The 13,076-nt window shown below is 73.6% G+C and carries 12 protein-coding genes; 6 read left to right on the top strand and 6 right to left on the bottom strand.

From position 1 onward, the window contains the following. The first annotated feature begins 8 nt into the window (after positions 1 to 8). Positions 9 to 698: a hypothetical protein gene (locus ACWCPW_RS00340; protein ID WP_449759335.1), complete on the top strand. Its 690-nt coding sequence runs from the start codon at positions 9 to 11 to the stop codon at positions 696 to 698. Positions 699 to 722: 24 nt separating this feature from the next. Here the strand turns inward: ACWCPW_RS00340 and ACWCPW_RS00335 are convergent, their stop codons facing one another. The 3 genes from ACWCPW_RS00335 to ACWCPW_RS00325 all read right to left on the bottom strand — a co-directional run bounded on the left by ACWCPW_RS00335 (position 723) and on the right by ACWCPW_RS00325 (position 4,858). After that, the gene (locus ACWCPW_RS00335) at positions 723 to 1,262 is read right to left on the bottom strand and encodes a 2'-5' RNA ligase family protein (RefSeq protein WP_449759334.1); all 540 of its coding nucleotides are present in this window, start codon (positions 1,260 to 1,262) and stop codon (positions 723 to 725) included. Between the two features lie 66 nt (positions 1,263 to 1,328). Then, positions 1,329 to 3,119, bottom strand: coding sequence for a cholesterol oxidase substrate-binding domain-containing protein (locus tag ACWCPW_RS00330; RefSeq protein ID WP_449759333.1), 1,791 nt, complete (start codon positions 3,117 to 3,119; stop codon positions 1,329 to 1,331). 320 nt (positions 3,120 to 3,439) lie between these two features. Further along, positions 3,440 to 4,858 carry a sensor histidine kinase gene (locus tag ACWCPW_RS00325; RefSeq protein WP_449759332.1) on the bottom strand — a complete coding sequence of 473 codons (1,419 nt, stop codon included), beginning with the start codon at positions 4,856 to 4,858 and terminating at the stop codon, positions 3,440 to 3,442. 274 nt (positions 4,859 to 5,132) lie between these two features. On the opposite strand from ACWCPW_RS00325, the gene ACWCPW_RS00320 reads away from it, so the two are divergent. From ACWCPW_RS00320 to ACWCPW_RS00305, 4 genes are all read left to right on the top strand, one after another. After that, positions 5,133 to 6,104, top strand: coding sequence for an alpha/beta hydrolase (locus tag ACWCPW_RS00320; protein ID WP_449759331.1), 972 nt, complete (start codon positions 5,133 to 5,135; stop codon positions 6,102 to 6,104). Then, on the top strand, positions 6,097 to 7,221 hold the full coding sequence (locus tag ACWCPW_RS00315; RefSeq protein WP_449759330.1) for an acyltransferase family protein: 1,125 nt from the start codon (positions 6,097 to 6,099) through the stop codon (positions 7,219 to 7,221). The genes ACWCPW_RS00320 and ACWCPW_RS00315 overlap by 8 nt, the downstream gene beginning before the upstream one ends. Before the next feature lie 75 nt (positions 7,222 to 7,296). Next, positions 7,297 to 8,622: a sensor histidine kinase gene (locus ACWCPW_RS00310; RefSeq protein WP_449759329.1), complete on the top strand. Its 1,326-nt coding sequence runs from the start codon at positions 7,297 to 7,299 to the stop codon at positions 8,620 to 8,622. A gap of 5 nt (positions 8,623 to 8,627) precedes the next feature. Further along, on the top strand, positions 8,628 to 9,296 hold the full coding sequence (locus ACWCPW_RS00305; protein ID WP_449759579.1) for a response regulator: 669 nt from the start codon (positions 8,628 to 8,630) through the stop codon (positions 9,294 to 9,296). 76 nt (positions 9,297 to 9,372) lie between these two features. On the opposite strand, the gene ACWCPW_RS00300 is transcribed toward ACWCPW_RS00305, so the two are convergent. Next, positions 9,373 to 10,014, bottom strand: coding sequence for a TetR/AcrR family transcriptional regulator (locus ACWCPW_RS00300; RefSeq protein ID WP_449759328.1), 642 nt, complete (start codon positions 10,012 to 10,014; stop codon positions 9,373 to 9,375). 130 nt (positions 10,015 to 10,144) lie between these two features. Between ACWCPW_RS00300 and ACWCPW_RS00295 the strand changes: the two genes are divergently transcribed. Next, positions 10,145 to 11,029 carry an NAD(P)-dependent oxidoreductase gene (locus ACWCPW_RS00295; RefSeq protein ID WP_449759327.1) on the top strand — a complete coding sequence of 295 codons (885 nt, stop codon included), beginning with the start codon at positions 10,145 to 10,147 and terminating at the stop codon, positions 11,027 to 11,029. A 137-nt stretch (positions 11,030 to 11,166) separates the two neighbouring features. Here the strand turns inward: ACWCPW_RS00295 and ACWCPW_RS00290 are convergent, their stop codons facing one another. Both ACWCPW_RS00290 and ACWCPW_RS00285 read right to left on the bottom strand, forming a co-directional pair. Beyond that, entirely contained in the window at positions 11,167 to 12,168 is a 1,002-nt protein-coding gene (locus tag ACWCPW_RS00290) for a lactonase family protein (RefSeq protein ID WP_449759326.1), read from the bottom strand. After that, positions 12,168 to 13,076, bottom strand: coding sequence for a GNAT family N-acetyltransferase (locus tag ACWCPW_RS00285; protein ID WP_449759325.1), 909 nt, complete (start codon positions 13,074 to 13,076; stop codon positions 12,168 to 12,170). The genes ACWCPW_RS00290 and ACWCPW_RS00285 overlap by 1 nt, the downstream gene beginning before the upstream one ends.

The raw sequence follows: 13,076 nt of genomic DNA, 5'->3' as shown, positions 1-13,076 counted from the left end.
ATGGGGCGGTGCACGCGCCGACCGAAGCCACCGAGAGCGACCACGCCCGCCATCGCGGCCGGGCGGGCCAGGCCTTCCCCGCCGACCTCGCCGGGGTGTTCGAGACGCACGTCACGGTGCGCACCGACGACGTGGACGGGCTGGCCCGTCGGGCCGGCGCGTACGGCGTGGGCCTGACCCACATCGTGCTCGCGCGCGGGCGCACGATGTCCCAGCCGATGGTGACCGAGCGGGCGACCACGACCCTGGCCCGGGCCCGCGAGCGGGCCGCCGAACTCGCGGCGGCGCTGCGCCGGGACGGGTATCCGGTGACCCGGACCAAGATCGAGGCGGCGCCGTGGCATCCCGGCGTCCCGGCCGGCGACGCGCAGGCGCGCGCACTCGGGCCCGGGTTGTACTTCGAGCATCACCTCAAGCTCGTGCTGGCCGAGGACGCCGACCTGGCCGCGTTGGCCGCCGAGGTGGTCGGGCACGGCGCGCACCTGTCGCACAACGCGCGTCGGACCCGGGCGGACGGACGGTCCGAGCGGTTCGTCACGCAGCGCTGCCACGGGATGGGCGACGAGGCCGCCGCGCGCGCCGCGGCGGACCTGGTGGCCGCCCTGGCCGGGTACGAAATCGCCTCGGTGGAACGCGAGTTCGTCGTGTACGACGACAACGGCGCACTGGACGACGGCTGGCTCGACGGCGACGGCTGACGAGCCGGCCCGAACCGAACCGGGTCAGCCGGATCCCGGCGTGGCCTCGGTGGGTGCCAGGAGATTCTCGGCGGTGTCGGTGGTGTAGTCGTAGCTGCGCGCGCCGGTCAGCAGCGCGGGTAGGGCGGGCCGGCCCCGGAGCAGTCGCCACGCGTGTTCCTGCCACGCGTCGCCCGGGCGGAGAGTGCGGGCGAGCGTGACGTGCGGGGCCCAGACCGCGGGGTGGTGGTACGGGTTCTGCGCGTCGATCGTGCGCCACACGCGCAACTGGAGGGCGAGCAGCGCGTCGCTCGGCGCGACCTCCCACGCGACGGTGCGCGATCGGCCGCCGAATCGCACCGGCCGGGTGAGCTCCACCTCCAAGGGCAGCGCGGTGAGCGCCTCGGCGAGCGACTCGCGTACGGGATCGCTGAGTTCGTGGCACGTGCCGAGGGTGACGTGCGGGCGGTTGGCGGTGGACGGCCGCAGGCCCTGCCCGGGCATGCCGAGGTCGGCCAACTCCTCCCATACGCGACGGACCGCGAGTTCGGCGGCTCCGTCCAGGGTCAGTTCCACAGTGCGCATCGCAGCACGGTACCTCCCCGCCCGGGCCGCGCCGGGTGGGGAGGATGCCGTCTCGGGCGGTGTCGGTCAGGGCAGCAGGACGTCCAGGAACGTGTTGGAGAAGATCCGGCTCGGGTCGTACTTGTTCAAGGTGGCGCGCGCGGCGTCGAAGTTGCTCGCGGTGGGCAGGCCGGTGCGGAAGGAGTTCGGGATCCGGCCGGTGATCGCGGCCGTGTCGGTCCACGCGCCGCCGGTCCCGTACGCCCAGCCCTTGGACCACTCCGGACGTACACACGCGTAGTCGCCGGTGTAGTTGCCCCAGATCCAGGCGTCCATCTGTTGGTAGAAGTCGTGGTTGGCGGGTGTGCCGGGCAGGGTCGCCACATCCAGCCAGACCACCGTGTCCCACTCCGGGTGGTCGGGGCGCGGCCGGGCGGCGGAGAGCGTGGGCTCGACCGCGTTCGCGGTGACCACTTCGCTCGCCCGGTCGACGCCGGTCACCCGCAGTTCGATCGGACTGTTGCACGGATACCGGCCGTTGGCCTTGTACGCGGCCAACAGGCCGGTGTACTTCACGAAGAACTCGTTGAGCACGCGCTGCACGTTCGCTCGTGTGGTCAGCACGGCCCAGCCGCCCTCGTGGATGCGCAGCGTGGTCGGTTCGACGAAGAGCTGGGTGTTCTTCGACCAGCCCCAGATGTCCCAGGTCCAGGTCACGATCAGGCCCGAACCCACCACCGCCATCTCGGCGTTGGTGAACACCTCGGTCGCGCCCACGTTGCCGGTCGCGATGTCGGCGAGGAACTCGGCCTGGTCCTCGGTGACGAAGTTGGCGAACGTGTACGGATACGGGCTGTTGATCTGCGTGGACACCCACGGCCTGCTCGGCGCCACGCTCCACACCTTGAGCCAGGGCACGGTGGTGAACGGGAACCAGATCACCTCGACCCGGCCCGAATCGCGGATGTAGTCGGCGAGTTTCCTGCCGCCGCCGCCGGGTGGGCCCAGCAGCGTGCCGATCTGGTCGTGGTAGAAGTTCTGGCAGCGCAATCTTTGGTTCGCGTTGGTCTGGAGGGTGACCTCGGTGACGAACGCCCGGCCCAGGTGCACCAGGAACGGGCCGATCTCCGGGTCGTTGCGCTGGAAGGTCCGGAGCACATAGGCGCCGGCGGCCTGATCCCACACCACCGCGGTCAGTGACAACACCAGGTTGCTCAGCGTGCCGTAGGTGCCGCCCTGCGGAAGACTCTCGCCCGGCTTGGGGATTCCGCTGCCGTGCGCGCCGATGGCCAGCACGCCGCCGACGCTCAACTTGCCCGGCGCGGTGGCCGCGATCCACCCGCGTCCGGCCTCCTCCAGTTTGGTCAGCAGGCGTTCGACGCTGCACCCGGTCTCGACGGTGACGGTGGTGGGCGATCCCGGGTTGACCACCAGCGAGGTCAGGTTCCGTGTGGTGTCGACCATCAGCGTGTGCGAGGTGTCCGCGCCGGCCGGGATCAGGATCGGCGACCAGTTGTGGCTCATCCCGCGGGGCCGGAGCCGATAGCCGTTGGCGCGAGCCCAGTTCGCGAGCAGCACGACGTCGGAAGGGTGCGCGGGCACCGCCGTCCACACGTCGTCGGCGCGCAGTTCGCCGGACCAGTTCTTGTACTGCTGGACGCCCAGCGTGATGCCGGGCGGGAAGTTCGGTGGGGTCGGCGCCGCGACCGCCTCGGCCGCGGGCAGCAGACCGGCGGGGGTCCACTGGGTCGCGGCGAGCGCGGCGCCGGCGAGGCCGCCGAGGACGGCCCGACGGGAGGGCGTGCCGGGGGTGGCGCTCGGCGCGGGGTTTCGGGAGTCGGCGGGGTGGTCCGGATTCGGATCGTTCACTCGCGGCATCAGGAGGCCTTTCCGGGGCGTCCCGAGGGCCTGCAGCCCGGGGGAATTCGACATACGGAAGCGGAGATTCCGATTCCGGAAGATCGATATGCTGCGGTGCCGAGGTGCCGGACGGGTCGACGACGCGTGGGTCGGTGGACGTTCCGGCGCCACGTGATGAGGGCGTGCCTGGACGGTGCGATGTCGAGCCGGCGCCCGCCGCCGGCGACCCGCGATGTGGCTGGCCCGAGGGTCCATCCGAGGGCCGGCCAAGTCAACACCCAAGCGGAGGTGACACGTGTCGAGGATACGGAACTCGATACGGGGGGATCCGTCGGGTATCAGCCGGTTTCGGGATGTGGCGCGGTCAGGACTCCGGGTGACGTTTTCGAGTCCGGTTCCGATCGGTCCACCGCGGGCCGCCGCGACCGGTCGGTGCCCGTCCGGGTCGGCCGCGAGCGGATCGGCCGGGCGGGCGCGGTCGGCGGTTCGCTCGGGCTCGGCGCGGCCGGCCGCACCGGCTTCGTCGGTTCTTCCGCGGTCCCGTTCGCCTCGCGCGCCGCGTGTATCTTGTGCGCCCGGTCCGATTCGGTCGAGGCGACCGAGAGCCGGGCGTCCAGTTCGAAGCCGCCGTCGGGGCGCGGGCCCGCGCGGAAGGTGCCGCCGGTCAACTCGATCCGCCGTTGCAGACCGACCAACCCGGTTCCGCCGGAGCCCAGTTCGATCTCGCGCGCGCGGGTGGCCGCGGTGTTGCTCACGGTGATCCGCAACTCGCCCGGGGCATGCTGCACCAGAACCTGGACGAGGGCGCCGGGAGCATGCTTGTGCACGTTGGTCAACGACTCCTGGACCACCCGATACGCGGTCCGGACCACGACCGGCGAGGCCGGGCGTACGGCGCCCTCCACGTGCAACCGCACCTCCACGCCGGCCGCGAGCGACTCGTCGACCAGGGCGGACAGGTCGAGCACGGCGGGCTCCACCGGCGCGCCCGCGCCGCTCCGCTCGCCCGTGCGCAACACCGCGACCAGGTCGCGGAGTTCGGCCAGCGCCTGACATCCGGTCGAGCGCAAGTCCTCGGCCGCCGCCCGGGTCGCCTCGTCCGGCGCCCGCGAGCGCATCGCGCCGGCCTGCAACACCATCAGGCTGACCCGGTGCGTGACGATGTCGTGCATGTCCCCGGCCAGCCGGTTGCGTTCCTCCTCGCGCGCCTGCTCGGCACGCAACTCCTGTTCGCGCTCTGCTCGTTCGGCTCGCTCGCCGAGCGCGGCGACGAGCCTGCGGCGGGAGGCGATGTAGAGGCCGTAGCACGCGGGGGTGAGGATCGCGAGCGTGTTCGCGGTGCCGTTGCCCAGATCCCGCCAGTTCCACGGTTGCCAGGTGGCCAGGCACAGCAGACCGACCGCGGCCCACATCCTGCGCCGGTCGCTCATGTACACGGCGACCGCGTAGGCCGCGAAGCACGCGCCCAGGACCTGGTCCCGCAACAGGGCGACCGCGGCGATCGCCGCGCACCACACCGGATGCGGGCGCCGGACGACCAGCACCAGCCCGGCGATCAATCCGGCCGCGAACGACATCCACGCGTCGGCGTCCCCGAAGTCCCCACCGGAGTCCCGCAAGTGCTGGACGAAGCCGAGCACGGAGCCGAGCAGCCCGACCGAGACCGCGAGTGTGACGTCGAAGACGCGGGAGCGTCGGGCCGACGACCAGGACCGGAAGGGACGCGGGCCCGACTCGGCCACGGGGCGGAAAATCACGGATTCAACGCTAGCCGGCCCGAGCCGATGCGCGTCGGTCCAGCGGAGGAGAGCCGGGGTGCTACCTGAGGCCCGCCCCCGCTTCGGGCGCCTCGATCACCGCCTCGGAGCCGGCCGGCGCGGAACGGGTGCGGTGAATCGTCCCGAATCGGCGTCGCGCGGGTGACCCGGGTAGTCCCGGAGAGCTACCCGCCGAGTCCACTCTCCGGCGCGACGCGGGCTACCGACGCCGATTCCTAGCTTCGTGTTCGTACTTCGAGGACGGGAGCGGGACATGCGTGGTCGGCTGCGAATGGGCTTGGTCTCGGCGCTGGTCGCCGGGGCGTTGGCCGGACCCGGCGCGGGCGTCGCGGACGCGGCGGCGCCGACACCACCGACGCTGCCCGCGATGTCCGCCGCGACGCTGGGCGAGCGCTACGCGGCCAACCAGCGCGCCATCGCCGAGGCGGCCGGCCTGGCCCGGGACACCGGCCACACCGGACGGGCCGAGCACCTCGCGCGCATGGCCGACCCGGCCCGGACCTTCCTGTCCTTCGACGGCCGCGCGGGCCGGGTCCGCGCGGTCGAGGTGCTCGGCGACCTGGCCGGCGCCGACCGGATCGCGGTCGTGGTACCGGGCAGCGACAGCGACCTGGACCACTACGACACCCGCGGTGACAAGCCGTACTCGACCCCCGCCGGCGGCGCCCGCGCGCTCTACGACGAGATCCGCCTCCAGGACCCCACCGCGCGTGTCGCGGTGATCGCCTGGCTGGGCTACTCGCCGCCGCGCACGATCGGCCTCGACGTGCTGACCACCGGCCGGGCCGACGACGGCGCGCGCGAACTGCGGCGCTTCGTCGCCGGGTTGCACACCGTGGCGCCCGCCGCGCAGGTGTCGCTGCTGTGCCACTCGTACGGCTCGGTGGTGTGCGGGCGCGCGGTCTCCCGGATCGACGTCGCCGACCTGGCCGTGTTCGGCAGCCCCGGCCTGGGCGTGGACGACCGGGACGAACTGGGCACCGGCGCCCGGGTCTGGGCCGGCCGGGGCGGCGCGGACTGGATCGACCTGGTGCCCAACGTGAGCATCCCGTTCTTCGACACCACCGTCGGCTTCGGCGCCGACCCGACCGGGCACGGCTTCGGCGCGCGCGAGTTCGCGGCCGGGGCCGGTGGCCACTCGGACTACCTGCGGCCCGGCGGGCCGGCCCTGTACAACCTCGCGCTGATCGCGCGGGGCCGCGCCGCGGAGGTGACCCATGCGTGAACCGGGCGTCCTGGCCCGTCGGATCGCGGACGCGACACCGGCGGACCGCGAGCGCGAGGTGGACGGCCTGCGGGCGATCGCCATCCTGGGCGTCGTGTTCGGGCACTGGATCGTCACGGGCGTGTACGCGGGCGCCGACCACTGGCAGACCGACAGCCCGCTGCGCCGGCTGCCCGACTACGCCCCGATCACCTGGCTGCTCCAGCCGCTCGCGGTGTTCTTCCTGGTCGGCGGGTACGTCGCGGCGCGATCCCACGCACGCGCGGACCGCTACCGACCGTGGGCCCGGCGCCGGATGATCCGACTCGGCCGGCCGATCGCCGCGCTGCTCGCGGTGTGGACCCTCGCGATCGCGCTGCTCGCCGACTTCGTGCCCGGCGACACCCTGCACACGCTGGGCAAACTGGTGCTGTCACCACTGTGGTTCGTGCTCGTCTACGCGGGCCTGACCGCGCTCACCCCGCTCGTGGTCCGGCTGGGCCGGGCGGGACCCGTGCTCGCGATCGGCACGGTCGCGCTGGTGGACCTTACCCGTTTCGCCGCCGACGGGCCGGCCGCGGTCGGCTGGGTCAACGTACTCGCGGGCTGGCTCGTCCCGTACAGCCTGGGCGTGTTGTGGGCGGGGCCGCACCGGGCACGGATCGAGCGGCTCGGCGCGCCGCTGCTGATGGCCGGAGCCCTCGCGTGTGCCGCGCTGATCCGCTACTGCGGTTATCCGGTCAGCATGGTCGGCGTCCCGGGCGAGGCGATCTCCAACCTCAACCCGCCCACCGCCGCCGCGGTCGCGTTCGGCCTGGCCCAATGCGGGCTCGCGCTGCTGGTGCGGGCACCGCTGCGGCGGGCGCTGAGCCGGCACCCCGGGATTTGGGCGGCGGTCGCGCTGGTCAACCTGTCCGCGATGACAGTGTTCCTGTGGCACCAGAGCGCGATGCTCGCGGCGACCTCGGTCGGCGTCGGGCTCGGCGGCCTGCCCGGACTGGGCACGGCGCCGGACGGACTGCCGTGGATCGCGGCGCGGATCGGGTGGATGTCGGTCTTCGCCGCCGTGCTGCTCGCGCTGTGGGCGGCGTTCCATCGCTGGGAGGCCGGCGCGGGCAGGTCCGGGCGTCGCACGTAGCTCCCGAGAGTGACACCCGGGATCACCCGGGGGCGGGGACGCGGTGGGCGGCGCGCGCCGCGTAGCGTGCCGTGGGTGAGTGTGAGGACGGACGGAGTGAACGGGGCCGACGCGGCCGCTCCCGGTGCGGCGCGGCCGGGCCGGGTGAATCGAGGACTGAGCGGGCTGCGCGGGGACCTGTTCGACGTACGCGTCCGCCCCGAGCGTGCGCCGGCCCCGTTCAGCAGCCGCGCGGTCGCACTCGGCCTGCTCTACGTGGCGGTCGTGCTCACCGTGGGCATCCAGGGCGCGGTTCTGGCGGGTTACCCCGGGGTGTCCGGCGGCATGGCCTTCGCCCTGGGCCTGGCCACCGGCGCGCCGATCCTGCTCGCGCCGCAACGGCCGCTCCTCGCCTGGTGGATGTCGCTCGCCGCGACCGCGGCCTGCGCCGTGGTCGGCGAGGGGAACGGGCACGACCTGGTCCAGTGGCCCTGGACCAGCGTGGGCATCTTCGCGCAGATCGTGGTGCTGGCCTATGTGGCGTTCCACGCCCGGCCGCGGGTCGTGGTGGAGACGTGGGCGATCACCGCACTGCTCGGAGTGGCGCTGGTGCGCAACACGCAGGAGGACCCCTCGCGCTGGGGCACGATGCCCGTCGCGGCGACGATGACCGCGGTCGCGATGGTGGTCGTGGTCGCCTTCCGGGGGCGCAGCGACGCGCGCCGCGAGCTGGCCGTACAAGCCGACCTGACCGCCACCGAGCGTGAGCGCAGCGCGCTTCTGGAGGAACGTGCCCGGATCGCCCGCGAGTTGCACGACGTGGTCGCGCACCACATGTCGGTGATCGCGATCCAGGCCGAGGCGGCCCGCTACCGGGTTGCCGACCCACCGCCGGAACTGGTGCAGAGCTTCGTGACGATCCGCGCCAACGCGGTCGACGCGCTCGGTGAACTCCGGCGCGTACTCGGCCTGTTGCGCACTGGGCAGGAGGGCGAAGGCGAGCTCGACGGGCAGGGCCGGCCGGCTCCGCAGCCCAGCCTGGACCGGCTGTCCGAACTGATCGACAACGTCCGCGCGGCCGGGATGACGGTGGAGCACGTCACCGTCGGCGTGCCGCGCCCGTTGCCCCAGGGCGTCGACCTGTCCGCCTACCGGATCGGCCAGGAGGCGCTGAGCAACGCGCTGCGACACGCGCCCGGCGCGCGGGTGAAGGTCGAGGTCGCGTACGTACCGACCGGGATCGGTCTGCGGGTGCACAACGAGGCGGCGCCGAACGCCGACGGGCCCGCGCGGGAGGGCTCCGGACACGGCGTGATGGGCATGCGCGAACGGGCGGCGATGATCGGCGGCACGCTGGAAGCCGGGCATACTCCCGAGGGGGGCTACCACGTGGACGTCTTCCTGCCGACCGAGGAGCAGTGACACAGATGGCCATCCGGGTGCTGATCGCCGACGACCAGATGATGGTGCGCGAGGGTTTCTCGGTCCTGCTCGGCGCGCAACCGGGGATCGACGTGGTCGGCGAGGCGGTACACGGGCGGGACGCGGTCGAACAGGTCGCCGCGCTGCGCCCGGACGTGGTGCTGATGGACGTGCGGATGCCGGTGCTGGACGGCCTGGCCGCGACCCGCGAGATCACCGCGGACCCGGGCAATACCACCCGGGTCCTGGTGCTGACCACCTTCGACCTGGACGAGTACGTCTACGAGGCGCTGCGCGCGGGTGCGAGCGGATTCCTGCTCAAGGACGCCTCGGCGGTGCAACTCGCGGACGCGGTACGGGTGGTGGCGGACGGCGAGGCGCTGCTCGCGCCGACCGTGACGCGCCGGCTGATCGCCGAGTTCGCCCGACTCGGCCCGCCCGACGCCGGACCGCGCGGCCGGGTCGAGCGGCTCACCGAGCGGGAGACCGAGGTGCTCGCGCTGATCGCGCAGGGGTTGTCCAACGCCGAGATCGCCGCGCGGTTGGTGGTGAGCGAACAGACGGTCAAGACGCACGTGAGCCGGCTGCTGGCCAAGCTGAACCTGCGCGATCGCACCCAGGCGGCGGTGTTCGCGTACGAGAACGGCGTGGTGCGGGCGGGCGAGGCGCGCTGATCCGCACGCGGCCGGGTTCGCGGACGCCGCCCGGTCGCCCGCTCCGGTCGCCGGATCGCCCGCTCCGGTCCTGCGCTCAGCCGGCCGGCGTCGTGCCGCGCTCGTAGGTGTCGATCAGCCGGGTCAGGTGCACGCCGGCCAGCAGCAGCGGCTGCTCGCTCCGGCTGACCTGCGCTGCCAGTTCGGCGCCCTCCAGGGTGCTGATCACGGTCTGCGCGAGGCCCTCGGCGTCCGTCTCGGCGAAGCCGACCTCGACCAGCCGCACCCGCACCAACTCCCGCCAGTGCGCGAACGCCTCGGCCGCGGCGGCCTGGATGTCGGGTGCGCCGGTCGCGGTGCCGAGCGCGGTCGCGGTGACCGGGCAGCCGTCGATCCAGTCGGACGCGCGCAGCCCCTCGGCCAGGCTGCGGGTGAGCTCGCGGATCGCCGCGCCCGGATCCGGCTCGGCGGCCAGCACGTCGCGCAGGACGTCGGCGAACTCGCCGTCCCCGTGCCGGATCGCGGCGACCGCCAACTCCTGCTTGCCGCCCGGGAAGAAGTGGTACATCGAGCCGAGCGTGGCACCGGCCTCGGTGGAGATCTGCTTGATCCCGGTGCCGTCGTAGCCCTGTCGCTGCATCAGCCGCGAGGCCGTGCGGACGATGCGTTCGCGGGTGCCGAGCGGGGTCGCCCCGGCGGCCGGGGAGACCGGCTCGTGCTGCTGCGCCTTGGTCTTCACGCGGCGAGTTTACCGGATAGAGCGTTCGTTTCAGAATGGATAGAGCGTTCGCTCTAGTGATGTGCTACGTTCCTGGGACTGGATAGAGCGTTCGTTCCAGTTCACGCATCACGAGATCTTTGGAGTACTCATGGGCGACAAGCAGGCGGCGGGCAAGCAGGCGGTCACGGTCATCGGTCTCGGTCCGATGGGACAGGCGATGACCCGCGCGTTCCTGGCCGCCGGTCACCCGGTGACCGTATGGAACCGGACTTCGAGCAAGGCGGACGCGCTGGTGGCCGAGGGGGCGGCGCGGGCCGCCACGATCGAGGCCGCGTTGGCGGCGAACGAGCTGGTGGTGCTGAGCCTGACCGACTACGACGCGGTCCACGCGATCCTGGAGCCGGCCGCGGCGGCGCTGTCGGGTCGGGTGCTGGTCAACCTCAGCTCGGACACCCCCGCGCGGGCCCGGGCGGGGGCCGAGTGGGCGGCGGGGCACGGTGCCCGGCATCTGACCGGTGGCGTGCAGTCGCCGCCGTCGGGCATCGGCTCGCCCGAGATGTCGACCTTCTACAGCGGCCCGGCCGACGTGTTCGAGGCACACCGGGACACCCTGGCGGTGCTGACCGGGACCGACTACCGGGGCGAGGACCCCGGCCTGGCCGCACTCCTGTACCAGCTTCAGATGGACATCTTCTGGACCTCGATGACCGCCGCCCTGCACGCGCTGACGGTGGCGCGGGCGAACGGCATCTCGGCCGCCGAGTTCCTGCCGCACGCGTCGGCGACGGCCGCGTCGGTACCGGACTTCCTCGCCTTCTACGCGCCGCGCCTGGACGCCGGGGACCACAACGGCGATGTGGACAACCTGGCGATGGGCCTGGCGAGCATCGAGCACGTCGTGCACACGACACTCCAGTCGGGGGTGGACGCGACGCTGCCGAGCGCGGTTCGGGATGTGTTCCGGCGGGCCGTCGAGGCCGGGCACGCGAAGGACAGCTTCACCAGCGTGAGCGAGGTCTTCCGCTCGGCCTGAGGGGGCGGCGGGGGACGACTCGGTGGGTGGGCCGGGCGAGTCGTGTCGGCCGTGTCGGGCCGGGCCGGGCCGGGGGATCCGAGCCGGCCGACCCTTTCGAGCCCCGGAGCCGCCGGTCCCGGGCGGCCGGCCGCCGGTCACGGCCGGCGCAGCGGCAGCAGGCAGCGTGGATCGGGGGTGCGCAGCGCCATGCCCAGCGGGCTCAGCGCACCGGTGCCGGGGGCCCACCGGAACGCGGCGACCGCGTCCGCGTCGGGCAGGGCCGCGTAGAGCACGTCGCCGACGAAGGCCAGATCCTGCGGGGCGGCGCCGCCGGCGGGGAGGTCGGACATCGCGTGCGGGGTGGTGGTGGCCAGGGTGGTGATCGTGCCCGGGCCCCGGTTGGCCGCGTACACGTGCGCGCCGTCGGGCGCGGTGACGATGGCCGAGGGCAGGCCCGGCGCGGCGAGCGGATGGCGGGTCAGGTCGGGCAGGGCCAGGATCGCCGGGTCGAGTTCGCCGAGCAGCCAGCGGCCGCTCAGGTGGCGCGGCCCGGTGCCGGTCGGGACGCGGTGGGTGGAGCGCAGCCGCAGCCGGCCCGCGCTCAGGTGGTAGGTCAGCAGGACGTCGCCGCCGAGGTCGACGACGGTGAGCGTGTCCCGGTCCTCGAACACGATCTGGTGCGGGTGCGCGGCGGATTGCCGTTCCGGGTGCGCCCGCGAGCCCGGGCCCGGGAGCGCGATCTGCTCGGTCGCCTCGGCGAGCGCGCCGTGCTCGTCGAGGCGGTGGACGAGCAGGTCGCCGGTGCCGTAGTTGGCGACGAGCAGGTGCCCGCCGGCGGGGGACACCGCGACGTGGCACGGGATCGAGCCGCGTGAGGAGACCTGTTGCCGGACTCCGGGGCGGCGGCCCGGATCGAGCACGGTGATCGTGCCGTCGAGCGCCTCGTCCACACCGTAGGCCAGGTCCAGGCGCGGATGGCCGGCTGCGTACGCGGTGCGCACCGGTATCGGTGGGCCGGTCGCCACCAGCGCACCGGTGTGCGGGTCGGCCGTGCACACCACGGTGGCGTCACCGCCGACCAGAACCGGCACCCGGCTCGGCGGCACGGGGTGACTCCTCGCCGAGCCGGGCGGTGTGCGGGCGTCCTGACGATCCATCAGAACGCGTCCCCCAGCCAGTGCGTGGCACCGGGGGCGGTGACCGTGGCGCGCACCCGCGCCCGGTCGTCTCGGATCGGCCGGGCCAGGCCGAAGTCGGTGTGACCGGTGCTCACGTCGGTCAGCACCGCGCCGATCGCCCGGGTGAGCGCCGCGTCGATCGGCACCCGCAACGTCACCACCGTGCCCGGGCCGCCGAGTTCGTACAACGCCTCGCGCAACAGCGCGGGCAGCGCGTACGGACGGCCCGGGCCGTGGGCGAGTTCGACCACCTCGCCGGTGTCCGGGCGGATCACCGCGTAGTCGCCCTGCTCGGTGGCCAACACCCGGGCGGGCCACGCGTACCAGTGCGGGAAGCGGTGGGCCCAGTCGGCCGGCGAACGCACCGTGGTCAGGGGCCGGTTCGCGTTCGAGGCGGCGTGCGTCGTGATCATCCGGGGCAGGTCGGCGGGCCCCGCCTCGCGCACCCGGCGATCGCCCCACGCCGCCTCGGACCCGGCCACGCCGCGCAGATACGGCGTCGGGAAGGTCTCCCAGCCGGATCCCGTGTACACCCCGGGCGTGCCGCTGAACATCAGCGACCACGCGCAGCCGTACCGGGTCATGTCGTCGATCGCCACCGCGAGCAGTCGGCGGATCAGCCCTCGGCCGCGGGCCCGGGGCGCACTGGCCACGCTGCCCACACAACCGACCACCTCGACCCCGCCCGCCGCGTCGCGGATCGGGCGGGGCTGCCAGTGCAGGACGGCGTCGATCGCGCCGTCGTCGGCGGCGACGACCAGGGTGCGCTCGTGCCGGCCCGGGTCGTGCGCGTGCAGCGCGGGCAGGCCGGGTGCGTCCGGGAAGGCCACCGCCCACAGGGCGCGCAGCGCCGGATCGTCGGCCGAGGTGGTGGTGCGCGGTTCCAT

Source organism: Embleya sp. NPDC001921, from assembly GCF_053594475.1.
The sequence above is the reverse complement of the archived record's forward strand: the minus strand, read 5'-3'. Positions and strand labels throughout refer to the sequence as shown.

Excerpts from the sequence above, each read along its gene's own strand:
- ACWCPW_RS00335 (WP_449759334.1), bottom strand. The coding sequence starts at position 1,262 with ATGCGCACTGTGGAACTGACCCTGGACGGAGCCGCCGAACTCGCGGTC.
- ACWCPW_RS00330 (WP_449759333.1), bottom strand. The coding sequence starts at position 3,119 with ATGCCGCGAGTGAACGATCCGAATCCGGACCACCCCGCCGACTCCCGA.
- ACWCPW_RS00320 (WP_449759331.1), top strand. The coding sequence starts at position 5,133 with ATGCGTGGTCGGCTGCGAATGGGCTTGGTCTCGGCGCTGGTCGCCGGG.
- ACWCPW_RS00315 (WP_449759330.1), top strand. The coding sequence starts at position 6,097 with ATGCGTGAACCGGGCGTCCTGGCCCGTCGGATCGCGGACGCGACACCG.
- ACWCPW_RS00305 (WP_449759579.1), top strand. The coding sequence starts at position 8,628 with ATGGCCATCCGGGTGCTGATCGCCGACGACCAGATGATGGTGCGCGAG.
- ACWCPW_RS00295 (WP_449759327.1), top strand. The coding sequence starts at position 10,145 with ATGGGCGACAAGCAGGCGGCGGGCAAGCAGGCGGTCACGGTCATCGGT.
- ACWCPW_RS00290 (WP_449759326.1), bottom strand. The coding sequence starts at position 12,168 with ATGGATCGTCAGGACGCCCGCACACCGCCCGGCTCGGCGAGGAGTCAC.
- ACWCPW_RS00285 (WP_449759325.1), bottom strand. The coding sequence starts at position 13,076 with ATGGAACCGCGCACCACCACCTCGGCCGACGATCCGGCGCTGCGCGCC.